Annotated in this window: 23 protein-coding genes; 8 read left to right on the top strand and 15 right to left on the bottom strand. The window is 70.5% G+C overall.

Annotation, left to right across the window (positions count from 1 at the left end):
- Positions 1 to 738, top strand: coding sequence for an SDR family NAD(P)-dependent oxidoreductase (locus ACFPIJ_RS27145; RefSeq protein WP_380118624.1), 738 nt, complete (start codon positions 1 to 3; stop codon positions 736 to 738).
- 72 nt (positions 739 to 810) lie between these two features.
- Here the strand turns inward: ACFPIJ_RS27145 and ACFPIJ_RS27140 are convergent, their stop codons facing one another.
- The 3 genes from ACFPIJ_RS27140 to hrcA form a co-directional block, all read right to left on the bottom strand.
- Entirely contained in the window at positions 811 to 1,509 is a 699-nt protein-coding gene (locus tag ACFPIJ_RS27140) for a 16S rRNA (uracil(1498)-N(3))-methyltransferase (RefSeq protein WP_380118621.1), read from the bottom strand.
- 104 nt (positions 1,510 to 1,613) lie between these two features.
- Positions 1,614 to 2,738 carry a molecular chaperone DnaJ gene (gene dnaJ / locus ACFPIJ_RS27135; protein ID WP_380118618.1) on the bottom strand — a complete coding sequence of 375 codons (1,125 nt, stop codon included), beginning with the start codon at positions 2,736 to 2,738 and terminating at the stop codon, positions 1,614 to 1,616.
- A gap of 32 nt (positions 2,739 to 2,770) precedes the next feature.
- Positions 2,771 to 3,793, bottom strand: coding sequence for a heat-inducible transcriptional repressor HrcA (hrcA, locus tag ACFPIJ_RS27130; protein ID WP_380118616.1), 1,023 nt, complete (start codon positions 3,791 to 3,793; stop codon positions 2,771 to 2,773).
- A 186-nt stretch (positions 3,794 to 3,979) separates the two neighbouring features.
- Here hrcA and ACFPIJ_RS27125 point away from each other — a divergent pair, with 186 nt between their 5' ends.
- Positions 3,980 to 4,546, top strand: coding sequence for a DUF4870 domain-containing protein (locus tag ACFPIJ_RS27125; protein WP_380118613.1), 567 nt, complete (start codon positions 3,980 to 3,982; stop codon positions 4,544 to 4,546).
- A 44-nt stretch (positions 4,547 to 4,590) separates the two neighbouring features.
- Here the strand turns inward: ACFPIJ_RS27125 and hemW are convergent, their stop codons facing one another.
- A complete protein-coding gene (gene hemW / locus ACFPIJ_RS27120) occupies positions 4,591 to 5,790 on the bottom strand; it encodes a radical SAM family heme chaperone HemW (protein WP_380118611.1) in 1,200 nt (399 codons plus the stop codon).
- A 17-nt stretch (positions 5,791 to 5,807) separates the two neighbouring features.
- On the opposite strand from hemW, the gene ACFPIJ_RS27115 reads away from it, so the two are divergent.
- From ACFPIJ_RS27115 to ACFPIJ_RS27105, 3 genes are all read left to right on the top strand, one after another.
- Positions 5,808 to 6,584, top strand: coding sequence for an enoyl-CoA hydratase-related protein (locus ACFPIJ_RS27115; RefSeq protein ID WP_380118608.1), 777 nt, complete (start codon positions 5,808 to 5,810; stop codon positions 6,582 to 6,584).
- A gap of 93 nt (positions 6,585 to 6,677) precedes the next feature.
- Entirely contained in the window at positions 6,678 to 7,571 is an 894-nt protein-coding gene (locus ACFPIJ_RS27110) for a VldE C-terminal domain-containing protein (protein ID WP_417323604.1), read from the top strand.
- Between the two features lie 147 nt (positions 7,572 to 7,718).
- Entirely contained in the window at positions 7,719 to 8,639 is a 921-nt protein-coding gene (locus ACFPIJ_RS27105; protein WP_380118603.1) for a phytanoyl-CoA dioxygenase family protein, read from the top strand.
- 324 nt (positions 8,640 to 8,963) lie between these two features.
- Here the strand turns inward: ACFPIJ_RS27105 and ACFPIJ_RS27100 are convergent, their stop codons facing one another.
- The 8 genes from ACFPIJ_RS27100 to ACFPIJ_RS27065 all read right to left on the bottom strand — a co-directional run bounded on the left by ACFPIJ_RS27100 (position 8,964) and on the right by ACFPIJ_RS27065 (position 15,917).
- On the bottom strand, positions 8,964 to 9,245 hold the full coding sequence (locus ACFPIJ_RS27100; protein ID WP_380118601.1) for a GlsB/YeaQ/YmgE family stress response membrane protein: 282 nt from the start codon (positions 9,243 to 9,245) through the stop codon (positions 8,964 to 8,966).
- A 69-nt stretch (positions 9,246 to 9,314) separates the two neighbouring features.
- Complete coding sequence (locus tag ACFPIJ_RS27095; RefSeq protein ID WP_380118599.1) at positions 9,315 to 9,773, bottom strand: NUDIX hydrolase; 459 nt, start codon at positions 9,771 to 9,773, stop codon at positions 9,315 to 9,317.
- Positions 9,774 to 9,814: 41 nt separating this feature from the next.
- Complete coding sequence (lepA, locus tag ACFPIJ_RS27090; RefSeq protein ID WP_380118596.1) at positions 9,815 to 11,692, bottom strand: translation elongation factor 4; 1,878 nt, start codon at positions 11,690 to 11,692, stop codon at positions 9,815 to 9,817.
- A 132-nt stretch (positions 11,693 to 11,824) separates the two neighbouring features.
- Entirely contained in the window at positions 11,825 to 12,379 is a 555-nt protein-coding gene (locus ACFPIJ_RS27085) for a type III secretion system chaperone family protein (protein WP_203847591.1), read from the bottom strand.
- A 170-nt stretch (positions 12,380 to 12,549) separates the two neighbouring features.
- Positions 12,550 to 13,182 carry a DUF8185 domain-containing protein gene (locus ACFPIJ_RS27080; protein ID WP_380118594.1) on the bottom strand — a complete coding sequence of 211 codons (633 nt, stop codon included), beginning with the start codon at positions 13,180 to 13,182 and terminating at the stop codon, positions 12,550 to 12,552.
- The gene (locus ACFPIJ_RS27075; protein ID WP_380118591.1) at positions 13,170 to 13,571 is read right to left on the bottom strand and encodes an acyl-CoA thioesterase; all 402 of its coding nucleotides are present in this window, start codon (positions 13,569 to 13,571) and stop codon (positions 13,170 to 13,172) included. The genes ACFPIJ_RS27080 and ACFPIJ_RS27075 overlap by 13 nt, the downstream gene beginning before the upstream one ends.
- 1 nt (position 13,572) lies before the next feature.
- Positions 13,573 to 15,252, bottom strand: a complete 1,680-nt coding sequence (ettA, locus tag ACFPIJ_RS27070; RefSeq protein ID WP_380118589.1) for an energy-dependent translational throttle protein EttA — start codon at positions 15,250 to 15,252, stop codon at positions 13,573 to 13,575.
- An 80-nt stretch (positions 15,253 to 15,332) separates the two neighbouring features.
- Positions 15,333 to 15,917 (bottom strand): hypothetical protein, encoded by a 585-nt coding sequence (locus ACFPIJ_RS27065; protein ID WP_380118586.1) that lies wholly within the window; start codon positions 15,915 to 15,917, stop codon positions 15,333 to 15,335.
- A gap of 110 nt (positions 15,918 to 16,027) precedes the next feature.
- Here ACFPIJ_RS27065 and ACFPIJ_RS27060 point away from each other — a divergent pair, with 110 nt between their 5' ends.
- A complete protein-coding gene (locus ACFPIJ_RS27060) occupies positions 16,028 to 17,428 on the top strand; it encodes an alpha,alpha-trehalose-phosphate synthase (UDP-forming) (protein ID WP_203847588.1) in 1,401 nt (466 codons plus the stop codon).
- A gap of 81 nt (positions 17,429 to 17,509) precedes the next feature.
- Entirely contained in the window at positions 17,510 to 20,062 is a 2,553-nt protein-coding gene (otsB, locus tag ACFPIJ_RS27055; protein ID WP_380118584.1) for a trehalose-phosphatase, read from the top strand.
- Between the two features lie 67 nt (positions 20,063 to 20,129).
- On the opposite strand, the gene cobA is transcribed toward otsB, so the two are convergent.
- From cobA to cobC, 3 genes are read right to left on the bottom strand one after another with little or no spacing between them, the layout of a single operon-like run.
- Positions 20,130 to 21,332 (bottom strand): uroporphyrinogen-III C-methyltransferase, encoded by a 1,203-nt coding sequence (cobA, locus tag ACFPIJ_RS27050; protein ID WP_380118581.1) that lies wholly within the window; start codon positions 21,330 to 21,332, stop codon positions 20,130 to 20,132.
- Entirely contained in the window at positions 21,329 to 22,372 is a 1,044-nt protein-coding gene (gene cobT, locus ACFPIJ_RS27045; protein WP_380118579.1) for a nicotinate-nucleotide--dimethylbenzimidazole phosphoribosyltransferase, read from the bottom strand. Before cobT ends, cobA begins: the two co-directional genes overlap by 4 nt.
- Positions 22,373 to 22,374: 2 nt before the next feature.
- Complete coding sequence (gene cobC / locus ACFPIJ_RS27040; protein WP_380119155.1) at positions 22,375 to 23,379, bottom strand: Rv2231c family pyridoxal phosphate-dependent protein CobC; 1,005 nt, start codon at positions 23,377 to 23,379, stop codon at positions 22,375 to 22,377.
- 44 nt (positions 23,380 to 23,423) lie between these two features.
- Here cobC and ACFPIJ_RS27035 point away from each other — a divergent pair, with 44 nt between their 5' ends.
- Entirely contained in the window at positions 23,424 to 25,616 is a 2,193-nt protein-coding gene (locus ACFPIJ_RS27035) for a transglycosylase domain-containing protein (protein WP_380118577.1), read from the top strand.
- Positions 25,617 to 25,759 lie beyond the last annotated feature (143 nt).

Raw genomic sequence — 25,759 nt, 5'->3', positions numbered from 1 at the left:
ATGTCTGGACGCAAGGTGTTGGTGACAGGGGCATCCCGCGGAATCGGCGAGGCGGTCGCGCGGGCGTTCGCCGAGCGGGGTGACGTCGTGGCGGTGCACCACCGTGACTCCGCGGAGCTGGCGGAGAAGGTGCGGGCGGGCCTGCCCGGCGAGGGGCACGTGATCGTCTCCGGCGACCTGACGGACCCCGCCGCGGTGCGGGCGTTCGTCGACGGCGCCGCGCTCTCCCTCGGCGGCCTCGACGTCGTCGTCAACAACGCGGCGGTCGCGGTCGAGCACCCGATCCTCTCCGACGACTACGCGGCCTGGCAGGCGGCCTGGCAGCACACCCTGTCGGCCAACCTGACCGGCCCGGCCAACGTCTGCTGGTGCGCGGCCCGGCACCTCGGCGAGGGTGGCCGGATCGTCAACGTGTCCTCCCGCGGCGCGTACCGCGGCGAACCGCTCTACCCGGCCTACGGCGCGGCGAAGGCGGGGCTGAACTCGCTGACCCAGTCCCTCGCCCTCGCGCTCGCGCCGAGCGGGATCGCCGTCAACGCGGTCGCCCCGGGGTTCGTCGCCACCGACATGGGCAACGCGATCATGGATGCCGGGGACGGCGCCGCGATCCGGGCGCAGAGCCCGTTCAACCGGGTCGCGCGGCCCGAGGAGGTCGCGGAGGCGGTGCTGTTCCTGGCGGGTTCGGAGTGGTCGTCGGGCGCCGTGCTCGACCTGAACGGTGCGTCGTATTTCCGGTGACGCCTCCGGTCGTCGGTGGTCCCACACCGCCGCCGGTCCGGACGACCCGAAGGGGTCACCGGACGCCGCGCATCACCAGCGGCCGAGGCGGACCGACAGAGCGGCCAGCGCGGCAGCACCGGCGGTCGACGTGCGCAGGATCTCACGGCCCAGCCGGACCGGCACCGCGTCCGGGAACGCGGCCAGCTCCTCCGGGGCGATCCCACCCTCCGGCCCGACGACGAGCGTGATGTCGCCGGCGAGCGGGACGGTCGACAGCGGCACCGACGCCTCCTCGTGCAGCAGCAGCACCGTGCCGGTCAGGGCGAGCTGCTTCGTGGTCCGCGCGTCGGTGACCTCGGGCAGCCAGGCCCGGCGGGACTGCTTGACCGCCTCGCGGACCGTGGCGCGCCACTTCTCGACCGGCTTGGCGTCCTTCCACCGGGCGATGCTGCGGGCCGCCTGCCACGGCACGATCCGGTCGACGCCGAGCTCGGTCATGAGCTGCACGGCCAGCTCCGCCCGGTCCCCCTTGGCGATCCCCTGCACGACGGTGATCTGCGGGTCGTGCGCCGGCACGAAACTCGGAGCGGACAGGTCGAGATCCAGCGCGCCCTTGTGCGCGGCCGCAACAACAGCGAGCAGCAGGCCGCCGCGCCCGTCGGACAACAGCAGCGACTCCCCCACGGCGAGCCGCTGCACGTTGGCCGCGTGATGACCTTCGGGCCCGTCCAGCCGCCACCGGGAATCCGGAGACGGTAAGGAGGGAACCAGGAAGAGCGGAAGGCTCACGCGGTCACGCCGGGCCAGAACACGCGTGAGTGCTCAGGACCCTCACGCGGTCACACCAAACCCGAACACACACGCGTGAGTGCCCTCCTCTGCGCTCCGGACCCTCACGCGTGACCATTGAAGGCGTCGCGCACGCGGGAGAAGAAGCCGCCCTGCTTGGACAGCTCCGCGACCTCCTCGCCGCGGGTGCGGGCGAAGTCGCGCAGCAGCTTCTCCTGCTCCGGCTCCAGCCGGGTCGGGGTCCGCACGTCGAGGTGGACGTGCAGGTCGCCGCGGCCGGCGCCGCGCAGGTGCGGGACGCCCTTGCCGCGGATGCGCAGGGTCTGGTTGGGCTGGGTGCCGGCCTTGACGTCGACCGTCTCCTCGCCGTCGAGGGTCTTGATCGTGAGCCGGGTGCCGAGCGCCGCCGCGGTCATCGGGACGGTGACCCGGCAATGCAGGTCGTCGTCCTTGCGCGAGTAGACGTCGTGCGGGCGCTCGTGGATCTCGACATACAGGTCGCCGGGAGGGCCGCCGCCGGGGCCGACCTCGCCCTGCTGGGCGAGGCGGATGCGCATGCCGTCCTCGACCCCGGACGGGATCTTCACGGTCAGCGTGCGGCGGGTGCGGACCCGGCCGTCGCCGCCGCAGGTCGCGCACGGGTGCGGGATGACGGTGCCGAAGCCCTGGCAGGCAGAGCAGGGCCGGGCCGAGACGACCTGGCCGAGGAACGTGCGCTGCACCGACTGGACCTCGCCACGGCCGCCGCAGATCTCGCAGGTCGTCGGGTGGGTGTTGGGCGCGGTGCCGGCGCCGGTGCAGGTGGCGCACACGACCGCGGTGTCGACCGTGATCGGCGCCTCGACGCCGAACGCGGTCTCGTGCAGGTCGAGGTCGAGACGGAGGATCGCGTCGGCACCGGGCCGGATCCGCGGGCGCGGCCCACGGCTGGCGGTCGTGCCGAAGAACGCGTCCATGATGTCCTGGAAACCGACGAACGCGCCGCCCTGCGGGCCGCCCCCGCCGCCACCGGGCGCCAGAGGATCGCCGCCGAGGTCGACCATCTCCCGCTTGCGCGGGTCGGACAGCACCTCGTAGGCCGCGTTGATCTCCTTGAACTTCTCCTGTGCCACGGGATCGGGATTGACGTCCGGGTGGAACTCGCGCGCCAACCGCCGGTAGGCGCGCTTGATCTCATCGGCCGTGGAGTCCCGCTTGACACCGAGAATCCCGTAGTAGTCCTTCGCCACTGAGTCTTATGCCCCTGACTCGTCCATGAGGTTCAACTTTGTCCCAGCAGATCGCCGACGTAGCGTGCCACGGCACGCACCGTGGCGATGTTGCCGGGGTAGTCCATCCGGGTCGGCCCCAGCACACCCATGCCGCCCACGACGATCGAGCCCGGCCCATAGCCGGTCGCCACGATCGAGGCGCTGCGGAGGTCTTCGATCTCGTTCTCGTCGCCGATGCGGACCCGGGTCATGCTCGGCTCGACCTCACCGAAGAGCTTGAGCAGGATGACCTCCTCCTCGAGCGCCTCGAGGATCGGACGCAGCGAACCCTGGAAGTCCAGCAGGCCGCCGCGGGCCAGGTTGGCGGTGCCGGCGAGCGCGATCCGCTCCTCGGTGCGCTCCACCAGGGTCTCCAGCAGCACCGTCGACAGGGCGGTCATCGGCGGGCGCAGGCTCGGCGCGGCCTCCTCGACGAGCGCCTCGACCAGGGGCGGGGTGTCGACGAGGCGCTTGCCGACCAGCTTCTCGTTGATCCTGCGGCGCAGCTCGGTGACGTCGTCGGCGAGGATCGGGCCGGGCAGGTCGACGAGCCGCTGCTCGACCCGGCCGGTCTCGGCGATCATGACCACCATCAGCCGGGTGGTGGAGATCGGCACCAGCTCGAAATGCCGGACGCTGGCGCGGGACAGGCTCGGATACTGCACGACGGCGACCTGCCGGGTGAGCTGCGCGAGCAGCCGGACGGTGCGGTGCACGACGTCGTCGAGGTCGACCGCGCCGATCAGGAACCGCTCGATGGCCCGGCGCTCCGCGGGGCTCAGCGGCTTGACCCGGGACAGTTTGTCGACGAAGAGGCGGTAGCCGGCGTCGGTGGGCACCCGGCCGGCACTGGTGTGCGGCTGCCGGATGTAGCCCTCCTCCTCGAGGACGGCCATGTCGTTGCGGACGGTCGCCGGTGAGACCCGCAGGTTGTGCCGCTCGACGAGGGCCTTGCTGCCGACGGGCTCCTGGGTGGCGACATAGTCCTCGACGATGGCGCGCAGGACCTCGAGCTTGCGCTCGTCGAGAGCCATACGCACCCCCTCAAAAGAACTGGCACTCCCACTTCGCGAGTGCCAGTCTACGTCGCCCCCGCCGCCCACGGAATGATCGTCATGTGTGCGAACCGCCGCTATTGCGCTGGTCTGCGTAAAGTTTGTCCAAAAGAAGTCATGCCGCGTCGCTGGCCATAGTTGATCGGTACCCCTACCGTGGCCCCCATGAGTGAACCACCTCGCCCCGGGGAGTACGGCGTTCCGCACGACCCCAACAACCCCTATTCGACGCCGGGCGGGGCACAGTATCCGCCGACCAGTGGCGGCGGCTACCCACCGCCCACCAGCGGTGGCGGCTACCAGGACCCGAACGCCTACCAGCAGGGTTACCAGCAGCCCGGCGGCTACCAGCAGCCGGGACAGTACGGCTACCAGCAGCCGGGTGGCTACCCGGGCGCCGGTCCGGTCGGCTACGCCAACAGCGACGAGAAGACCTGGGCCCTGATCGCCCACTTCGGTGGCATCTTCATCGGCTTCATCGCCCCGCTCATCGCGCTGCTCGTCAAGGGCAACGAGTCGCCCACGGTCAAGGCCCACGCCAATGAGGCGCTGAACTTCCACATCACGTGGGGCATCATCCTGTTCGTGGGTGCCCTGCTCTCGGTGTGCACGTTCGGCCTCACGCTCATCGTGCCGTGGATCATCATCATCGTGTTCGCGATCATCGCGGGCATGAAGGCCAACGGCGGCGAGCTGTACCGCTACCCGATGACCTACCGCTTCATCAAGTAACAACCCCCCGCTGAAGGGACGGACCATCACGGTCCGTCCCTTTCTCATGGGGTCAGGTCCCGGGCGACCGCGTCGGCGAGGAGCCGCCCGCGCAGGGTCAGCACGGCCCGGCCGGCGTCGAACGCGGCGGCGTCGAGCAGGCCGTCCGCCAGGCAGCGGCGCGCGCCGTCCAGCCCCGCCGGGTCGAGCACGGACATCGGCAGCCCGTCGGACAGCCGGATCCGCAGCAGCACGTCCTCGAACAGCCGCTCGGCCGCCGTGAGCACCTCACGGGCGTGGCCCGGCGAGGCACCCTCGGCCAGGCGGGCCGCGTAGGTGTGCGGGTGCTTCACGTTCCACCAGCGCACGCCCCGCACGTGGCTGTGCGCGCCGGGGCCGAGGCCCCACCAGTCGCCGCCGCGCCAGTACAGCTCGTTGTGCCGGCAGGGCGAGTCACGGGACCAGTTCGACACCTCGTACCAGGTCATGCCGGCGTCGGTGAGGGCCTGCTCGGCGGCCAGATAGCGGTCGGCGGCGACGTCGTCGTCGGGGAACGGCAGCTCACCACGGCGCATGCGGGCCGCGAGCCGGGTGCCGTCCTCGACGATCAACGCGTAGGCGCTGACGTGATCGACCCCGGAGTCGATCACCGTGCGCAACGACTCGGCGAAGTCGGCGGGCCGTTCGCCGGGCGTACCGTAGATCAAATCGAGATTCACGCGCTCGAAGCCGGCGGCGTGCGCCTCGGCGACCGCGGCCGCGGGGCGGCCCGGTGTGTGGCGGCGGTCGAGCACCGCCAGAACCCCGGGCGCGACGGACTGCATGCCGAGCGAGATCCGGTTGAACCCGGCCGCGCGCAGCTCGCGCAGGCCGGCCGCGTCGACCGACTCCGGGTTGGCCTCGGTGGTCACCTCGGCGTCGCCGGCCAGGCCCCAGGTGCGGTCGATGCCGTCCAGGATGCGGCCCAGCTCCGACGGCGGCAGCAGCGTCGGCGTGCCACCCCCGAAGAAGACCGTGTCGACCCGGGGCGGCGCGACCACCTTCGCCGCGAGGGCCAGCTCGTCGAGGACCTGCTCCGCGTAGCCGGCGCTGAGCACGCCTTCGTCGGCGGTGTACGTGTTGAAGTCGCAGTATCCGCACCGGGTGGCGCAGAACGGGACGTGGACGTAGACCCCGAACCCGGCCTCCCCCGCCGCGTCGGCGACCCCGTCGGGCAGCGCGCCGTCGCGCGGGATCGGCTCGCCTTCTGGCAGTGTTCCGGGCATTTCACTAGTGTGCCCGCATGCCACTCGTTCGGTCACAGACGGCGCACGGCGTGGCGACGGTCACGCTCGACAGCCCCTCGAACCGCAATGCGCTGTCGACGGCCCTGATCGAGGAGCTCCTTGCGGCCCTGGCCGCCGCCGCCGAGGACGACGCGGTGCGGGTCGTCGTGCTCACCCACACCGGCCCCGTCTTCTGCTCCGGGGCCGACCTGAAGGAGACCGCGGCCGCGTTCGGGTCGGGCCGGCCGCCGATCAACCGGCTCGGCGAGGTCCTCACCGCGATCTGGGAGGGGCCGAAACCCGTCGTCGCGCGGCTGACCGGGCCGGCGCGGGCGGGCGGTCTGGGTCTCATCGCCGCCGCGGACCTCGCGGTGTGCTCGCTCGACGCGACCTTCGCATTCTCCGAGGTGCGCATCGGCGTGATCCCGGCAGTGATCTCCACCACGGTGCTGCCGCGGCTCTCCCCGCGCGCCGCCGGCGAGCTGTTCCTGACCGGCGCCACCTTCGACGGCGCCCGGGCCCGCGACATCGGCCTGGTCACGGCGGCTGTCCCGGCCGACGAGGTCGACGAGGCGGTCGCTTCGTTCGTCGCGGCGTTGGTGCGGGGTGCGCCGGGCGCGCTGCGCGGCACGAAGGCGCTGTTGCGGCGGCAGAAAGCCGACACGTTCCGTGACGAGGTTGCGGCCATGACGACGCTCTCGGTGGAGTATTTCGGTTCAGCGGAGGGAATCGAGGGAATCACGGCATTCCGGGACAAAAGAGACCCAAACTGGATCCCTGACGGCCTCAACTGAACGGTCCAACTCGCCTGGACCCCGCGTGCAACCCGGGAATCCTGTGGCGGGCGGGACGTACGCTGGTCGAGTTCTCAGGACGAGGAGGTGACGATGCGTACACGACATGTGCTGGCGGGGTTGGCGGTGTTCGCCGTCGTCGCGTCCGTTGCCGTCTACGTGCTCGTGCAGCGGATCAGCGAACATCTGCCGCAGCTGCTGCCGCCGGGCCACGCCTGCATCATCAACGCCGGCAACGCCTCGGTCACCGCGGGCACCTCCTCGGGCACGGACACCTCGGTCCCCCTCGACGCGGAGCAGGTCGCCAACGCCGCGACCATCACCGCCGTCGGCCTGCGCCGCGGGGTGCCGCAGCGGGGGCTGGTCGTCGCCCTCGCCACCGCCTGGCAGGAGTCGAAGCTGGAGAACCTCAGCGGCGGCGACCGCGACTCGATCGGCCTGTTCCAGCAGCGGCCCAGTCAGGGCTGGGGCAAGCCCGAGCAGATCGCCGACCCGCGCTACGCCGCGAACGCCTTCTACACCGCCCTGCTGAAGGTCAAGGGCTGGGAGAAGATGCGGGTCACCGACGCCGCGCAGGAGGTCCAGCGCAGCGCCCACCCCGAGGCCTACGAGAAGTGGGTCGACGAGTCGGAGATCATGGCCCGCGCGCTGAGCGGCGACGCCACCAGCGCGGTCGCCTGCACCGTCACCGAGTCCACCAGCCACGGCGTCGAGGCCGCGAAGACCCTCACCGCGGGCGTCAAACTCGACTGGGGCAACAACGTCAGCACCGCCGACGTCGCCGACCTCGTCGGCGTCGCGCTCAAGGTCCGCGAGCAGAAGACCGGCTGGCAGTACGCGCACTGGCTGGTCGCACACGCCCAGGACCACGGCGTCAAGCGGGTCGCCTTCAACGACATGGAGTGGACCGCCAAGAGCGGTGGATGGACCCAGGTCACGCAGCGTGGCGGCACCGCAGCCGGACAGGTCGTCGCCGAGGTCTACTGACAGACCTTGACGTCGCGCACGACCCGCAGGTTGTCGGCCGTTCGGGCGGCTTTTGCGCACTGTCCGGAGGCCAACTCCGGAGTCGGACCCATGTACACCTCGCGTTACCATCGGTCGTTCCCTGGTTGACGAAAGTAAGGGGAGGACATGACGTCCGCTGCACCCGACTACGGCGGTCTGACCGGCTATGAGCCGATCAGCGAGGCTGACCGCAAGGAATTCCTGGATCAGGGCTTCCTGCTGGTCCGCAACGTTCTGAAGGAAGACCACCGCGCGCAGCTCGAAGCGGCCATGGACCGGGTCTACGCCGAGGAGCAGGCGGCCGGCTCCAGCAGCCTGAAGAAGGACGGGACGCTGCACCTGCTGGGCTTCCTGAACCGCGACGAGCTCTTCGGGCACCTGCTGACCCAGCCGACGCTCTTCCCGTACATGTGGGGCCTGGCCGGCTGGAACATCTACACGCACCACAACCACCTCGACATCACCCCGCCCGCGGCGATGACCGAGGCCCCCTCGTGGGGTTGGCACCAGGACGGTTACCGGCAGAACTCCGACCCGGAGACCATGGACCCCAACCTGCCGCGGCCGATGTTCTCGCTGAAGATCGGCTATGTCATCTCCGACCTCTCGGAGACCGGCCGGGGCGCCACCAAGGTCATCCCGGGCAGCCACCTGTGGAACTCGCTGCCCCGCCCCGCGGACACCACGATCGAGAACCCCGACCCCGAGGGCACCGTGGAGATCACGGCCAACCCGGGCGACTGCTTCATCTTCGACCGCCGCCTCTGGCACTCCCGGTCGCCGAACTACTCCGACGTCACCCGCAAGATGCTCTTCGTCGGGTACACGTACCGGTGGATCCGCAACCTCGACGACATGCCGATCGACTACGACGGCGAGTGGTGGGCCAACCGCACCCCCGTCCAGCGCCAGCTGCTGGGCGAGGCCACGCACACGGCCAACTACTGGGGCATCAACTGGAACGGCTACATCGACGAGGAGATCCCGCTGCGCAAGGAGCTCAAGACGCGCGGCCTGCTCGACCGTTCCGTCCCCTGGCTCCGCTAGCCCCGCACCGTTTTCCGCCGAAGAGGTCGTGTGCCCACGTGGGGTGCACGACCTCTTCGGCATGTGTCTGCTGCTCATGCGGATGGCTCCGGTCCGTCGTGGGCACGACCGTCGCTCCCGTCAGCGACCGGTCGGCCGTGAACGGCCTCCCTGCCAGGTCCGCTTCCAGTCGCGCGGACACGACCTGCGGTCGTGACAGGCCCGCGGCCGCGGACGGCCGCGACACGACCTGCGGTCGTGAACAAGCCCGCGACGGACCCGCACCGGCACAGCGAACGGCCCCCAGTCCGGGGAGGCTGGGGGCCGTTTCCGCGGTGCGGGAAGTTACAGGCTGCTGCGGCGACCGCGACCCGCCACACCGACCACCAGGGCCACACCGACGGCGGCGACCAGCACCTGGATCAGCAGCTCACCCCAGTCGACGCCGGGGGTGTCGGTGGAGACGCCGATGGCGTTCGCGATGACGGTGCCGAGCAGGGCGGCGACCACGCCGATCACCATGGTCAGCCAGATCGGGATGTTCTGACGGCCGGGGACGACCAGCCGGCCGAGCGCGCCGACGATCAGGCCGACGATCAATGCCGTGATGATTCCGGTGACAGTCACGGTGTCCTCCTTCAGAGCCTCAACCAGGGGGTTCTTGCAGTTGCGGTTGCGCTCTTATTGCCCGTGCCATCAGGGGATCAAACGCCCGGACGATTGACGAACCTCACGTATCGCCGATTCCATGGTGGAGAACGCGAGCGGCGGCGGATCGGACAACGGCACCCAGGCGTGTTCGGTGCCCTCGGCCGGGTCGAGGGTGATGGCGGTGCTGCCGGGGGCCAGCCGGGCCAGCCAGAAGCAATCCAGGACTGGCAGCGGCTCGTCCTGGAACTCGTAGGTGCCGATCCACGAGCCGACGAAGGCGCCGAGGCGGATCTCGACGCCGAGCTCCTCGCGGGCCTCGCGGACGGCGGCGTCGGACGGGTGCTCCCAGCCGTCGCAGAAGCCGCCCGGCAGGTCCCACCAGCCCTGCTGGGGCGGCCGGGCGCGGCGGATCACCAGGAAGCGCCCGGTGTCGTCGAAGATGATGGCGGTGCCGGTCGGGCGGGGGTTGACGAAGACGGCGTAGCCGCAGGCGGCACACGCCACCGGCGGAGCGTCCGTGGACGCCCCGCAGCGGGGGCAGTGCCTCACTTCTTCGACTTGTCCCCGGCGGGGGCGTCCGACGTCGACAGCGCGGCGATGAACGCCTCCTGGGGCACCTCGACGCGGCCGACCATCTTCATCCGCTTCTTGCCTTCCTTCTGCTTCTCCAGCAGCTTGCGCTTCCGGCTGATGTCACCGCCGTAGCACTTGGCGAGGACGTCCTTGCGGATGGCGCGGATCGTCTCGCGGGCGATGATCCGGCTGCCGATGGCGGCCTGGATCGGCACCTCGAACTGCTGGCGCGGGATGAGCTTCTGCAGCTTGCCGGCGATCGTGACGCCGTAGTTGTACGCCTTGTCCTTGTGCACGATCGAGCTGAAGGCGTCCACCGGCTCACCGTGCAGGAGGATGTCGACCTTCACCAGGTCGGAGGCCTGCTCACCGCTGGGCTCGTAGTCGAGGCTGGCGTAGCCCTTGGTGCGGCTCTTCAGCTGGTCGAAGAAGTCGTAGATGATCTCGCCGAGCGGCAGCGTGTAGCGCAGCTCGACCCGGTCGGCGGACAGGTAGTCCATGCCGAGCAGGACGCCGCGGCGGCCCTGGCACAGCTCCATGACCGCACCGACGAAGTCGTTGGGGGTCAGCACCGTCGCCCGCACGGTCGGCTCGAAGATCTCCCCGGTCTTGCCGTCCGGGAACTCGCTCGGGTTGGTGACCGCGACCTCGGTGCCGTCGGTGGTGATCACCCGGTAGACCACGTTGGGCGCGGTGGAGATCAGGTCGAGGTTGAACTCGCGCTCGAGCCGCTCCTGGATGATCTCCAGGTGGAGCAGGCCGAGGAAGCCGCAGCGGAAGCCGAAGCCCAGCGCCAGGCTCGTCTCCGGCTCGTACACCAGGGCGGCGTCGTTGAGCTTGAGCTTGTCCAGGGCGTCGCGGAGCAGCGGGTAGTCCGAGCCGTCGATCGGGTAGAGGCCCGAATAGACCATCGGCTTCGGGTCCTTGTAGCCGCCGAGCGGCTCGGTGGCCGGCTTGGCGTTGATGGTGACCGTGTCACCGACCCTGGACTGGCGCACGTCCTTCACGCCGGTGATGAGGTAGCCCACCTCGCCGGCGCCCAGGCCGTCGCTCTTGATCGGCTCGGGCGAGATGACGCCGATCTCGAGCAGCTCGTGGACGGCGCCGGTCGACATCATCTTGATCCGGTCGCGGGCGCCGAGCCGGCCGTCGACGACGCGGACGTAGGTGACCACGCCGCGGTACACGTCGTAGACCGAGTCGAAGATCATCGCGCGGGCGGCGCCGTCGTTGCCCGGCTGGGGCGTGGGCAGCTGCCGCACGATCTCGTCGAGCAGGTGCGCCACGCCGACGCCGGTCTTGCCGGACACCCGCAGGCAGTCGTCGGGGTCGCAGCCGATGAGGTGGGCGAGCTCCTCGGCATACTTCTCGGGCTGCGCGGCCGGCAGGTCGATCTTGTTGAGCACCGGGATGATCGTCATGTCGTTCTCGAGCGCGAGATACAGGTTCGCGAGCGTCTGCGCCTCGATGCCCTGGGCCGCGTCGACCAGCAGCACCGCGCCCTCACAGGCGGCCAGGCTGCGGGAGACCTCATAGGTGAAGTCCACGTGGCCCGGGGTGTCGATCATGTTGAGCACGAACTGCTCACCGGTCAGGTCGCCCTCGCGGACCACCCACGGCATGCGCACGGCCTGGCTCTTGATGGTGATGCCGCGCTCGCGCTCGATGTCCATGCGGTCGAGATACTGGGCCCGCATCTGCCGAGCGTCGACCACCTCGGTCAGCTGCAGCATCCTGTCGGCCAGCGTCGACTTGCCGTGGTCGATGTGCGCGATGATGCAGAAGTTGCGGATCCGGTCCGGCACGGTCGCACCGGGACGGTTCACGCCGGGGTCGTTCGTCGGTGGCACAGGCGTCCGTTCTCCATGATGGTGGGGATCAGACCCCTATCGTCCCATGCCCGGAGATCTGTTCGAAGCGCCGCCGGTTCGGTGCCCCGCCGTTACCCGACTTGTCCGGATTAGGCGGGGCAATCAGCACCATCAGAGCAGGGCACCCTCGTCGTGCAACCAGTCGACGAAACCCATCGCGACGACGGCCGCGCAGTCGACGAGCTCAGCGATGAGCTCGGGGTGGGCACCGGAGAGCAGCGGCACCTGCATCTCGGCGTAGATCGGGAGCTGGCCGCGGTCGGTGGGGTCGCCGACATAGGCCTTGTAGAAACGGCGTGTGTGGTTCCACTCGTTGACCACCCGGTAGGACCGGTCGGCCCAGTCCGGTGGGACCGTGGCGTGCGGCCGGGCGCGGACGACGAGGATCTCGTCCGACGGCCCCTCGAGGGCGAACAGCACCGCGTGGCGCTCCCAGAGCGCGAGAAGGCTGCCATCCCCATCGGTCAGGTATCGAATCTCAAGCTGCTCGAGGGCCTCCGCGACCCGCAGCAACGTCACCGGTGCGATCACGCCCGCACCCACGTCCGGGGGCCCGTCGCACACCGCGTCGGTCACCGGAGTCGGCTCCTCCCGTGCCAGTTGCGCGACGGTCGTGTCGGTCTGCGACCCGTCCGTCTGCTCGGCACGCCATGGCCACTTTGGCATCGTCCCGCGCTCCCTAGCTCCCCCGTGGCCTCCACCCGCAATTGCAGTCCGTCGCCGACTGATTTCGCTCGGCGGTGGACCCGAAAGAGGACGGTACCCGTTCGGACGAGTTTCAGCAGCCCCCAATTTCACCCTCGCCCCACCCGTTCGGGTGAGGGTCTTACCACCGTCTATCCGATGAGGAGAGTCTTGGCAGCACGATGCCAGGCAGAGCCATATGCGCAGGCCAGGGCCGTCCATGGACCCGATTTCCGAACATCGACAAAGTCTCGTGCAGCTGCACGGTCGCTCACCGTGAACCCCATTCGCACGACCGCCTGCACGAGCCGCTGCGGTATCTCGACCCGTTCTCCGGTGGCGGTCGTCACGACGATCGGCACGTGATCCAGAAGCGCGTCCCGGAGCACCCTCGAACCGACCGCCCGGCCCCCCACCCCCTCCGCCGCGGCGGTCCGCAACGTGTCCGCGGCGGCCTCCCCGACGCGCCGGATGTCGGCTCCCGGGATCCGCTCCACGACGACGCCCGGGTCCCCCGGGATGGACCAGCGCCACTCGCTGTCCCGAAAAGTGGGAAGATCTCCATCGAGGGCGGTCAGGAGCTCACGGGCCAGGACGGTGTGATCGCCGTCGACGCGTCCGGGCACGGCCCGGCTCACCAGGACGCCCCACGGCAGGTGCGACCAGAGGGTGACGCGATCGTCACCCGCCGATCGCAGCCGGACCACCGCGCCGGCGTCCAGCCGGACCGCCCGGGCCAGGAACGCCCGGGCGTCCGCGGCCCCGAGGCCGTTCAGCCAAGCCACGGGGACAGGAACTCGCGCTCGATGTCCTTGACCCGGCGGGGCCGGCCGGCGGCCAGATCGAAGGGCACGCAGACGGTCCGCGCGCGGGAGGCGACCGCGTCACCGTCGAAGAGCTCGTAGGCGACGGTCAATCGACTCGCCTTGATCTCCTCCAGCCACAGCTCGATGCGCACCGGATCGCCGTAGTCGATGGGACGCAGGTAGTCGATCTCATGACGTGAGATGACGATGCCGTCCTCGAACGTCTGCAGCCCGGCGGCCTTCGCCGCGGTGAACATCAATGCGACCCGCGCCTCTTCGTACAGGGTGAGGAAGCGCGCATTGTTGACGTGCCCGTACGCGTCCAGGTCGGACCAGCGCAGGGCGCAGTGATAGACGAAGCGGGCCACCTCAGTCGCGGGTGAGCTTGCGGTAGGTGACGCTGTGCGGGCGCGCCGCCTCCTGGCCCAGCCGGTCGATCTTGTTCTTCTCGTAGGCCTCGAAGTTGCCCTCGAACCAGAACCACTTGGCCGAGTCCTTCTCGTCGCCCTCCCAGGCGAGGATGTGGGTCGCGACCCGGTCCAGGAACATCCGGTCGTGGGAGATGACCACGGCGCAGCCGGGGAACTCCAGCAGCGCGTGCTCCAGCGACGACAGGGTCTCGACGTCCAGGTCGTTGGTCGGCTCGTCGAGCAGCAGCACGTTGCCGCCGATCTTCAGCGTCAGCGCCAGGTTGAGCCGGTTGCGCTCGCCGCCGGACAGGACCTTCGTCGGCTTCTGCTGGTCGGGGCCCTTGAAGCCGAACGCCGCGACATACGCCCGGGACGGCATCTCGACCTTGCCCACCATGAGGTGGTCCAGGCCGTCGGAGACGACCTCCCAGACCGTCTTGTCGCCGTCCAGGCCGGAGCGGCTCTGGTCGACGTAGGACAGCTTGACCGTCTCGCCGACGCGGACCTGGCCGGCGTCGGGCTGTTCCAGCCCGACGATGGTCTTGAACAGCGTGGTCTTGCCCACGCCGTTGGGGCCGATGATGCCGACGATGCCGTTGCGCGGCAGGGAGAACGACAGGTTCTCGATCAGCACGCCGCGCTCGTCGAAGCCCTTCAGCAGGTCCTTCGCCTCGATCACCAGGTTGCCCAGGCGCGGGCCCGGCGGGATCTGGATCTCCTCGAAGTCGAGCTTGCGGGTCTTCTCGGCCTCGTTGGCCATCTCCTCGTAGCGCTCGAGGCGGGCCTTGGACTTGGTCTGCCGGGCCTTGGCGTTGGAGCGGACCCACTCCAGCTCCTCGGTGAGGCGCTTCTGCAGCTTCTGGTCCTTGCGGCCGGCGACCGCGAGCCGCTGCGCCTTCTTCTCCAGGTAGGTGGAGTAGTTGCCCTGATAGCCGTGGACCTGGCCGCGGTCGACCTCGGCGATCCACTCGGCGACGTGGTCCAGGAAGTAGCGGTCGTGGGTGACGGCGAGCACGGCGCCGGCGTATTTCTGCAGGTGCTGCTCGAGCCAGTTGACGCTCTCCGCGTCCAGGTGGTTGGTGGGCTCGTCCAGCAGCAGCAGGTCGGGCGCCTCGAGCAGCAGCTTGCACAGCGCGACGCGGCGGCGCTCACCACCGGAGAGGGTGGTGACGTCGGCGTCCGGCGGCGGGCAGCGCAGCGCGTCCATGGCGAGGGCGAGGGCGGAGTCGATGTCCCACGCGTCGGCGTGGTCGAGCTCCTCCTGGAGCTTGCCCATCTCCTCCATCAGCGCGTCGGAGTAGTCGGTCGCCATGAGCTCGGCGATCTCGTTGAACCGGGCGAGCTTCGCCTTGACCCCCGCGACGGCCTCCTCGATGTTGCCGAGGACGGTCTTGGTCTCGTTGAGCGGCGGCTCCTGCAGCAGCATGCCGACGGTGTAGCCGGGCATGAGCCGGGCCTCGCCGTTGCTCGGCTTGTCCAGCCCGGCCATGATCTTGAGCAGGCTCGACTTGCCGGCGCCGTTCGGGCCGACCACACCGATCTTCGCGCCGGGCAGGAACGACAGCGTGACGTTGTCGAGCACGACCTTGTCGCCGTGCGCCTTGCGCGCCTTCTCGAGCACGTAGATGTACTGAGCCACGGTGCGCCCCTACCTCCGGTAAGTCTGTGTTCGCGTCGGGTCAATCTTTCCAGGCCCGGTGCCGGTCCCCAAATCGGGCGTCACTTCTTGGGCAGGGACTCCCGCACGTCCTCGTTGATGCTCTGGTTGCCGGTGACCACGAGCTTGTCCCGGGTCAGCGTGTACTGGGTGCCGCCGTTGCTGGCGACGTACTTGTCGTTCGTGGCGGACCCGGCGAACGTGACGGTGTTCAGCAGCAGCCCGTTGTCGCCCTGCTTCGGGATCTCCCCGTTGCCGTTGTTGTAGAAGTCCTTCTGCTTGTCGTGGCCCTGGTACCAGAGGTTCCCGTCGGCCTCCCGGCAGACCCACGCCTCCCGCTTGTCGGTGCGGACGTAGAAGGCCAGGGTGAGCGGCAGCGCGGCCTTGGGGTCACGATCCTTGACGGCGTCCCCGATGAACTGCGGGCACGGCAGCGCAACGGCCGTCGGGACACCCTGCGTTGTGACGGCCGTCGATGGTCCTGGAGACTGTCTGTTACCGGCGCCCGACGTTGTGTCGCCGTTGCCTCGGCGACCCAGCACAAACCCGAACAAAGCCCCGATAACGGTCAGGATCAGCAACGCGAGCAGGACGACCGTGAAGGTCCTGCCCCGTTCGGGTTCGTCGTAGGCATCGTGCGAGGACATGCCCAGCAGGATCGCACCTGTGAGCCAGCACGCTGCATGCTGCCGGGCACCTTCGGGGATCAGTAGGCTGAAAGTACGAGGGTGGATCACCCAGGGGGAGGACACGACACGTGGCTGGAAACAGTGCATTCGTGGTGGTCGCCAATCGGCTACCGGTCGACAAGGTCGTCGGGCCGGACGGTGAGGTCAGCTTCCGCAGGAGCCCGGGAGGCCTGGTCACCGCGCTCGAGCCGGTGCTCCAGCAGCGCAACGGGACGTGGGTGGGCTGGTCGGGCGGCACCGGGGACTCGCAGCTTCCGGAGGAGACGTTCGAGGCCGGCGGGGTGAAGCTGCACCCGGTGGCGCTCAGTGCGGGTGAGGTCGAGCGGTATTACGAGGGCTTCTCCAACTCCAGCCTGTGGCCGCTCTATCACGACGCGGTCGAGACACCGATCTTCAAACGACGATGGTGGGAGTCATACCGGCTGGTCAACGAGCGGTTCACCAAGGCCGTCGCCGACGACGCGGCACCCGGCGCCACCGTGTGGATCCAGGACTACCAGCTGCAGCTCGTGCCGGCCCTGTTGCGCGAGACCCGACCCGATCTCAAGATCGGGTTTTTTCTGCACATCCCATTCCCCCCGGTCGAACTGTTCATGCAGCTACCCCGCCGGGCGGAACTTCTCAAGGGCCTGCTCGGTGCCGATCTGGTTGGTTTCCAACGGCCACTCGGCGCACAGAACTTCGTCCAACTGTCCCGACATCTGCTGGGCACCCGCGTGCGGCGCGGCGTCGTGGAGTGGGAGGGCCGCACGGTGCGGGCCGAGGCGTTCCCGATCTCCATCGACGTCGAGGAGATGGAGCGGCTCGCCGGCTCGCCGGAAGTGCAGGCCAGGGCCAAGGCGATCCGGACCGAGCTGGGTGAGCCGAAGACCATCATCCTCGGGGTGGACCGGCTGGACTACACCAAGGGGATCGAGCGGCGGCTGAAGGCTTTTCGTGAATTGTTGTCGGATGGACGACTCACGGCACCGGAGACGGTGATGGTACAAGTGGCTACGCCGAGTCGGGAGCGGGTGGAGCACTACCAGACACTGCGGGTGAACGTTGAACGTGAGGTCGGGCGGATCAATGGGGAGTACGGACGAGTTGGCCAACCGGCCGTGCACTATCTCCATCAGTCGTACAGTCGGGCTGAGTTGGCCGCGCTGTACGTCGCGGCCGACGTCATGATGGTGACTCCGCTGAGGGACGGCATGAATCTGGTGGCCAAGGAATACGTCGGTGCTCGCGCCGACGGCGGCGGCGCCCTCGTGCTGTCGGAATTCGCCGGCGCGGCGGCCGAGCTGCGTCAGGCGTTCCTGTGCAACCCGCACGACCTCGACGGGGTGAAAGACGCCCTCATGCGTGCCATCCACGTAGACCCGGTCGAAGGGCGCAAACGGATGCATGCTATGCATTCCCACCTGCGCTCACACGATGTCCGCGCCTGGGCGGACGCGTTCCTGGACGCTCTCGGCGCAGCATCTTGACCTCCACACGCCCGCCCTTGCACCGCCGTGTGCACGTCAATCGCTTCATCGACCTCCATCGCTCCCACGAACAGGCCGGACATGAACCAACACTCGGCGACAGGCACCGCCCTCTCGCTCGACCCGGACCTCCGCGCGGCGGTGCTGCGCGTCGCCCGCGTGCCGAACCTCCTGGTGGCATGTGACTACGACGGCACCCTCGCGCCGATCGTCGCCGACCCGACGAAGGCGACACCCAGCCCAGAATCCGTAGCGGCCGTCCGCGCGTTGTCTTCGTTGCCGCAGACGACCGTCGGCGTGATCTCAGGTCGCGCGCTGCGCGACCTGGCCGCCCTGTCCCGCCTCCCCGCCGAGGTGCGACTGGTCGGCAGCCACGGCTCCGAGTTCGACGTCGGCTATGTCGACGAACTGCCACCGGAGCGCCAGCAGCGCCGTGCGGAGCTGCACGCGGCGCTCAACGCGATCTGCCGCGACCAGCCGGGGGTCCGCCTCGAGGCGAAGCCGGCCAGCGTCGCGGTGCACACCCGCGCCGCCCCCCGCGACGTCGCCGGGCGGGTCTTCGACGCGGTCCGCAGCGGTGCGGCCCTGTGGCCCGACATCGAGGTGACCACCGGCAAGGAGGTCATCGAGCTGTCGGTGGTGCCGACCGACAAGGGCCTCGCCGTCGACGCGCTGCGGATGCAGGTCTCGGCGAGCGCCATCGTCTACCTCGGCGACGACGCGACCGACGAGAAGGCCTTCGCCCACCTGCACGGGCCCGACCTCGGCATCAAGGTCGGTGCCGGCGAGACCCAGGCCCGCTTCAGCATCACCGACGCCGAGGTTGCCGTCGGCGTCCTGGAGCTGCTGCTGCACACCCGGCGGCGCTGGCTGTTCGGCGAGCAGGCGGTGCCGATCGAGCGGCACTCGATGCTGTCCAACACGCACACCGTCGCCCTGCTGACGCCGGCCGCCAGGGTCACCTGGCTGTGCCACCCGAAGCCGGACTCCGGCGCGGTCTTCGCCGACCTGCTCGGCGACACCGCGGCGGGCCACTTCACGGTCCAGCCGGAGCGCGGTGGCATCCCGCTCGGCCAGCGGTACCGGCCGGGCACGATGACCGTGGAGACCCGCTGGTCGGGGCTGACGGTCACCGACTGGCTGGACCACCACCCGACGGGCAACTCGCTCATCCGGGTGCTGTCGGGCAGCTCCCGGGCCCGGATCGACTTCGTGCCGCGCCCGGACTTCGGCCAGGTGCACATCCGGCTGCAGCCGATCGGCGACGAGGGCCTGCTGGTGCTCGGCTCCAACGAGCCGATGGTGCTCTACTCCCCCGGCATCAGCTGGGACATCAGCTCCGACGGGCACAGCGACCTGGCCCGGGCGACGGTCGACCTCGGTGCCACCGGCGGCAGCGCCATGCTGGAGCTGCGCCTGGGCACCGACTCGATCGACCCGCCGCAGGAGCGCTTCGACGAGCGGCAGGTCACCGCGGAGGCCGCGTGGCGGGACTGGTCCGACGCGCTGAAGCTGCCGTCGGTCGCCCGTGACCTGGTCAAGCGCAGCGCACTCACGCTGCGCGGGCTGTGGCACAAGCCGACCGGGGCGATCCTGGCCGCGGCGACGTCCTCGCTGCCGGAGGAGGTCGGCGGGTCCCGCAACTGGGACTACCGGTACTGCTGGCTGCGCGACGCGTCGCTGACCGCCAAGGCCCTCGTCGACCTCGGCTCCACCGAGGAGGCCGAGTCGCTGCTGCGGTGGACGCTGAAGGTCGCCGACAACACCGACGGGCACCCGGAGCGGCTCCACCCGCTGTACAACCTCGACGGCACCGAACTCGGCCCGGAGGCGGTCATCGAGGCGCTGCCGGGCTACGCGGGCTCCCGCCCGGTGCGGGTCGGCAACGCCGCCAACGGCCAGGTGCAGCTCGACGTGTTCGGCCCGGTCGCCGACCTGGTGACCACCCTCGCCGAGCTCCGCCCGCCGGAGGCCGGCGACTTCGCGCTCATGGAGGCGATGGTCGAGGCGGTCGAGCGGCGCTGGCACGAGCCCGACCACGGCATCTGGGAGGCGCGCCGGCGGCCCCGGCACTACGTCTACTCGAAGGTCATGTGCTGGATGACCGTCGACCGGGGCATCCAGCTCTTCGAGCGGGCCGGCCGGGCGGTGCCGGAGGCGTGGCGGGCGCTGCGCACCACCATTGCCGAGAACGTGCTCGACAAGGGCTGGGACGAGAAGCTCGGCGCCTACACCGTCGCCTACGGCTACGACGAGATGGACGCGTCGGTGCTGTGGATCGGGCTGTCCGGTCTGCTCGCCGACGACGACCCGCGCTTCCTGGCCACGGTGCTGGCGGTCGAGGCCGACCTGCGCGAAGGTCCCACGGTGTACCGGTACCGCTGGGACGACGGCCTGCCCGGCGTCGAGGGCGGCTTCCACCTCTGCACCACGTGGATGATCGAGGCGTACCTGCGCACCGGCCGCCGGGCCGACGCGGAGGAGCTCTTCGCCCAGTTCATCGAGTGCGCCGGCCCGACGGGCCTGCTGCCGGAGGAGTATGACCCGCTGACCGAGCGCGCCCTGGGCAACCACCCGCAGGCGTACTCGCACCTGGGTCTGATCCGCTGCGCGCTGGAGCTGGACCGCTCGTAACTTCCCGTGATCCGGAAGACCTTGTGTACCCCTGGGTGCACAAGGTCTTCGGATCATGAGCAAACGGCTACGTCAGGGCGTCGACGACCGGGCCGACGACGATGACGGCCGGCGGTCGCAGCGCCGCCTCCTTCACCGCGTCCGCGACCGTGGACAGCTGCGCGCGCACCACCCGCTGGCCGCGGGTCGTGCCCTCCTGGATCACCGCGACCGGGGTGTCCGGCGCCCGGCCGTGCTCCTGCAGGACCGCGGCGATCGCCGGGAGGTTCTTCAGGCCCATCAGGATGCTCAGGGTGCCCCGCAGCCGGGCGAGGGCGGCCCAGTCGACCAGCGACTCGGGGTGCGTCGGCGCGAGGTGCCCGGAGACGACGGTGAACTCGTGCGCCAGGCCCCGGTGGGTGATCGGGATGCCGGCCGCGGCAGGCACCGCGATCGAGCTGCTGATGCCGGGCACGACGCTCACCGGTACCCCGGCCGCCACACAGGCCAGCAGCTCCTCGCCGCCACGTCCGAAGACATACGGGTCGCCGCCCTTGAGCCGGACCACGAACTTCCCCTGCCGGGCCCGGTCGACGAGCACCCGGTTGATCTCCTCCTGCGCGGCCGACGGGCCGTAGGGGATCTTCGAGGCGTCGAACAGCTCGACCTCGGGCCGCAGCTCGTCCAGCAGCAGCCCGGCGGCGAGCCGGTCGATGACGACCACGTCGGCGGCGGCCAGGAGCCGGCGCCCCCGGACCGTCAGCAGCTCCGGGTCGCCGGGGCCGGAGCCGACCAGCGCGACCCGGCCGGGGGCGGCCTCGGGCGGGGTGGCGGCCACGATCGCGCCGGCGGCGAGCTGCTCGCCGATCGCGTCGCGCACGGCCACCGAGCGGGCCGGGTCGCCGCCACCGAGCACCGCCACGGTCACCGGCCCGTGCCGGGTCACCGCCGGGGTCCAGGCGGTGGCGGCGTGACGGTCGTCGGCCCGGACGCAGAAGACCCGGCGGGCCGCGGCCAGCTCGCTGATCGTGGCCGCCGCGGCGGGGTCGCTGACCGCCACGTGGACCAGCCACGCGTCGTCGATGTCGGACGGCTCGAAGCGCCGGGCGCGCCAGGTGACCCGGCCGGCGTCGACGTGCGCCTGCAGTGCGGGGGTGATGTGGGGTGACACCAGCACGACGTCCGCGGCGGCGTCGAGCAGCGCGGGAACGCGCCTGGTGGCCACGGCACCGCCGCCGACCACCAGGACACGCAAACCGTTGAGCACCAGACCGAGGGGGTATGGGTTCACTTGTGGGCAACTCCAGCTGAGTCGAAAGTGGCTACCTCGTGCAACACGCGGACAGCACTGGCCACGATCGGCAGCGCCAGGACGGCGCCGGTGCCCTCGCCCAGGCGCAGGCCCAGGTCGACGAGCGGTTCCAGCTCAAGATAGCTGAGCGCCACGCTGGCGCCGGGTTCGGCCGACCGGTGCCCGGCGATCATGGCCGCGGTGCTGGCGGGGGCGAGCGCGGCGGCAGCGAGGGCCGCCGAGGCGGCGATGACCCCGTCGATGATCACGGGGACGCGCAGCGCCGCGCCCCGCAGGATGAAGCCGACGAGGGCGGCGTGCTCCAGGCCACCGACCGCGGCGAGGACGTCGACCGGGTCCTCGGCGTGCAGCGCGACGACCGCGGATGTGACGACCGCCACCTTCCGGGCGTGGGTCTCGCTGTCGATGCCGGTGCCGAGGCCGGTCACCGCGGCCGGGTCGGCGTGCGTGAACGCGGCGATCAGCGCCGCCGACGGGGTGGTGTTGGCGATGCCCATGTCGCCGGTCAGCAGCACCTTCGCGCCCTCGTCGACGAGCTTCTGGGCGATCTCGATGCCGACCTCGACGGCCTGCAGCGCCTCCTCGCGGGTCATCGCCGGCTCGACGCTGAGGTCACGGGTGCCGGCCCGGACCTTGCGCAGCTCCAGCCCCGCGGCCGGGTCGAGGGTGGTCTTCACGCCGACGTCGACGACGGTGACGGTCGCGCCGCACTGCCGGGCGAACGCGTTGACGACCGCGCCGCCGGCCAGGAAGTTGGCGACCATCTGCCCCGTGACCTCCTGCGGCCACGGCGTCACCCCTTGCGCGTGCACCCCGTGGTCGCCGGCGAAGATCGCCAGCGCGGCGGGCTCCGGGATGGGCGGCGGGCACACGCCGGCCAGCCCCGCAAGGCGCACCGCGAGCATCTCCAGCGCACCGAGCGAGCCCGGTGGCTTCGTCAGCCTGGCCTGCAGCGCCCTGGCCGCCGCGATCGCCTCGTCGTCGAGCGGCCGGATCGCCGCGAGTGTCTCCGTAAGCATGCTCACCCTCCCATTACCTTCGACAACACCGCGACGAACGCGTCACTCGTGGCAGTGTCCCGCACCGCAATACGTAACCAGTCCTGACCCAGTCCCGGGAACGTTTCGCCACGTCGCACCGCGAAGCCGTGGGCCCGCAGCGCCTCCCGGACCCGCGTGCCATCGGCGACCCTGATCAGCACGAACGAGCTGCGGGGCGTGCCGGCGACCGCCACGCCTTCCCGGCGCAGCGCGGCGACGAGGTGGTCCCGGTCGGCGGTGAGCCGCTCCGCGATGGCCCGCTCGGTCTCCACGGCGCGCGGCGACGCGCACGCGACGGCGGCGGCGAGGGCGGGCGTCGAGACGCTCCACAGGGGTGCGTGGCGGGCCAGTTCGGCGATCAGGTCGCGCGGGCCCAGGACGTAGCCGATGCGCAGCCCGGCGAGGCCCCAGGTCTTGGTCAGGCTCCGGATGACGACGACGTCGCGGTTGCCGGTGAGCGTTTCGGGCTCCCCGGGGACGGTGTCAGCGAACGCTTCGTCGACGACGACCGTCCGCCCCGGCGTGACCCAGCTCGCGATCTGCGCCGATGTATGCAGACATGACGTTGGATTGGTGGGATTTCCGACGACGACGAGATCCGCCGATTCCGGCGGATTTTTCAGTGTAAATCCGTCCTCGGCGTCGAGGATCAGCCGGTCCACCGCGTGGCCAGCGGTCAGCAGCGCGCTCTCCGGCTCGGTGAACTGCGGATGCACCACCACCGCGTGCGCGGGCCGCAGCGCCTGCGCCAGCAGCGTGAACGCCTGCGCGGCCCCCGCGGTCAGCAGCACCTCGTCCGCCGGCCGCCCGTGCCGCGCCGCGATCGCCGCCGTCGCCTCCACCGGATCCGGGTACCGCGCGAGGTGCGCCAGCGACGCCGCGATCGGGCCCGTGAGCCACGACGGCGGCGTCTCCTGTCGCACGTTGACCGCCAGGTCGACCAGACCCGGCGCGACCTCGGCATCACCATGGAACCGCAGCATCAGGCGATCGTCGCGTACGGCGAGGCGATTTGTCCTAGCTTGGAGATGTGATCGCGCGCACGCTCCGGGTGGCCGGCGGATTCGTGGCCCTCGTCCGGACCGGGCTCATCGTCGGGCTCGCGATCGCCGCGCTGATCTATCCGATGGTCGCCCTCACCGGCGCGGGCGTGAAGCGCGGCACCGACGCCCTCGCCACCCCCGTCGGCGCGCTGCGCTCGTCGCCGCCCGCGCAGACCAGCCACGTCTACGCCGCCGACGGCACGACGTTGCTCGCGCAGTTCTACGAGGAGTACCGCACGTACACCACCCTCGAGACGATCTCGCCCAACATCCAGAAGGCCATCGTCGCCGCCGAGGACGCCCGCTTCTGGGAGCACCACGGCGTCGACTTCAAGGGCGTCGCCCGCGCGTTCGTCGCCAACCAGAAGGCCGGCGCCGTCTCGCAGGGCGCCTCGACGCTCACCATGCAGTACGTGCGCAACGTCCTGCGCGACAGCGCCGACACCCCGGCCGAGGTCTCCGAGGCGACGGAGCAGACCGGCGCCCGCAAACTGCGCGAGATGAAGCTCGCCATCGAGCTCGAGAAGCACATGAGCAAGACCGAGATCCTGGAGCGGTATCTCAACGTCGCCTACTTCGGGCACCGCGCCTACGGCGTCCTCGCCGCCGCCGAGGTGTACTTCTCCAAGCGCCCCGCCGACCTCACCGTCCCCGAGGCGGCGCTGCTGGCCGGCCTGGTCCAGGCGCCGTCCTCGTATGACCCGGCCGGCACCTCCGGCACCGCGGGCACCTCCGCCAAGCAGCGGCGCGACTACGTCATCGACCGGATGGCCGAACTCGGCTACCTCGACGCTGCGGCGGCCTCGGCCGCGCGGGCCACCCCGATCGCGCTGAAGCTCAGCGAACCGCCGAACGACTGCCTCGCCACCCAACCCGGCTGGGGCTTCTTCTGCGCGATGTTCCGGTCCTGGTGGAGCGACCAGCCCGGGCTCGGCGCCACCCCCGACGAGCGCCTGGACAAGCTGCGCCGCGGCGGCTACAGCGTGGTCACCTCGCTCGACCCGCGCATCCAGGCCATCGCACAGGCGCAGGTGCTGAAGCGGGAGAAGACCCGCAGCCCGTATGCCCTGGGCCAGGTCGCCGTCGAACCCGGCACCGGCCTCATCCGCGCCATGGCCGTGAACCGCACCTACTCCCTCGACCGCGCCAGCAACGGCCCGCACTCCGACCCCCGCCAGCGCAAACGCCTCCGCGGCAACTACCCCAACACGGTCAACCCGCTGCTCGGCGGCGGCGACATGGCCGGCTACCAGGCCGGCTCCACCTTCAAGATGTTCACGCTGCTCGCCGCCCTCGAACAGGGCATGCCCCTGTCGACCGCGATCAACTCCCCGAAGACCTTCGTGTCGAAGTACAAGACCGGCCGCGACAGCCCGGCCCGCTGCGGCGTCGACAGCTGGTGCCCCTCCAACGCCTCCAGCTCCATGACCGGCCGCCAGACCATGTGGTCCGGCTTCGGCAAGTCCGTCAACACCTTCTTCGTCCAACTCGAACAGCGCGTCGGCGCCGAGTCCGCGGTCCGCATGGCGGAGCGCCTGGGCCTGCACTGGCGCACCGGCATCGACCGGCTGCAGGCCTCCCCGGCGAAGGCGAAGACGTGGGGCGCCTTCACCCTGGGCGTCGCCGACACCACCCCGCTGGAGATGGCGGGCGCCTTCGCGACCGTCGCCGCCGACGGCACCCACTGCGAACCCATCCCCGTCATCTCGATCAGACAGGTCGACGGCACCGAGGCAACAGATGCGGCAGGGGTACCGGTGGCCGCCACGCGCTGTGCCCGCGTCCTCTCCCCCGACGTGGCCCGCGGCGCGGTCGACGCGGCCCGATGCGTCACCGGCTTCAAGGCCGCCACCGGCGACTGCGGTGGCTGGGGCACCGCGTCGAAGGTGTACCCCACCATCCGCCGCCCCGTCGCCGGCAAGTCCGGGACGACCGACGACAACCGGGCCGCCTGGTTCGTCGGCATGACGCCCGGGCTGACGATCGCCGGCTTCATCGCCGACCCCGACAACCCGCTGCACCGGGTCGGCACTGCCAACGCCGGCAAACCCCGCGAGGCGGTCGCCGAGACGCTCCGCGACGCCCTCGCCGGCACCGCCGTGCGCCAGTTCACCCCGCCGAGCACGATGGTCGCCTACGGCGTGAACGCCAAACCTCGCGCCTTCAAACCCCGCCGCTGACTTCCCCTCACCCCGCCGCCGGGTGCCGTCCGGACGGCCGGTCCGCGACTTCGATCAACGCCGCGACGGCACGGATGGTGGAACAATACCGACAAACAGGATGGAACGACCCTCACGTCGACGGCCATGCCCCGATGCGGCCC

Origin of the sequence: Dactylosporangium cerinum, from assembly GCF_042653625.1 — a bacterium.
Lineage (GTDB): Bacteria > Actinomycetota > Actinomycetes > Mycobacteriales > Micromonosporaceae > Dactylosporangium > Dactylosporangium cerinum.
This window is presented reverse-complemented; position numbering and strand designations above follow the sequence as displayed.

What these genes read in the sequence shown, in the direction of transcription:
- otsB (WP_380118584.1), top strand. Translation starts at nt 17,510, where the DNA reads ATGAACCAACACTCGGCGACAGGCACCGCCCTCTCGCTCGACCCGGAC.
- hrcA (WP_380118616.1), bottom strand. Translation starts at nt 3,793, where the DNA reads ATGGCTCTCGACGAGCGCAAGCTCGAGGTCCTGCGCGCCATCGTCGAG.
- cobT (WP_380118579.1), bottom strand. Translation starts at nt 22,372, where the DNA reads ATGCTTACGGAGACACTCGCGGCGATCCGGCCGCTCGACGACGAGGCG.
- hemW (WP_380118611.1), bottom strand. Translation starts at nt 5,790, where the DNA reads ATGCCCGGAACACTGCCAGAAGGCGAGCCGATCCCGCGCGACGGCGCG.
- ACFPIJ_RS27125 (WP_380118613.1), top strand. Translation starts at nt 3,980, where the DNA reads ATGAGTGAACCACCTCGCCCCGGGGAGTACGGCGTTCCGCACGACCCC.
- ACFPIJ_RS27105 (WP_380118603.1), top strand. Translation starts at nt 7,719, where the DNA reads ATGACGTCCGCTGCACCCGACTACGGCGGTCTGACCGGCTATGAGCCG.
- ACFPIJ_RS27115 (WP_380118608.1), top strand. Translation starts at nt 5,808, where the DNA reads ATGCCACTCGTTCGGTCACAGACGGCGCACGGCGTGGCGACGGTCACG.
- ACFPIJ_RS27145 (WP_380118624.1), top strand. Translation starts at nt 1, where the DNA reads ATGTCTGGACGCAAGGTGTTGGTGACAGGGGCATCCCGCGGAATCGGC.
- ACFPIJ_RS27065 (WP_380118586.1), bottom strand. Translation starts at nt 15,917, where the DNA reads ATGTCCTCGCACGATGCCTACGACGAACCCGAACGGGGCAGGACCTTC.
- ACFPIJ_RS27085 (WP_203847591.1), bottom strand. Translation starts at nt 12,379, where the DNA reads ATGCCAAAGTGGCCATGGCGTGCCGAGCAGACGGACGGGTCGCAGACC.
- ACFPIJ_RS27110 (WP_417323604.1), top strand. Translation starts at nt 6,678, where the DNA reads ATGCGTACACGACATGTGCTGGCGGGGTTGGCGGTGTTCGCCGTCGTC.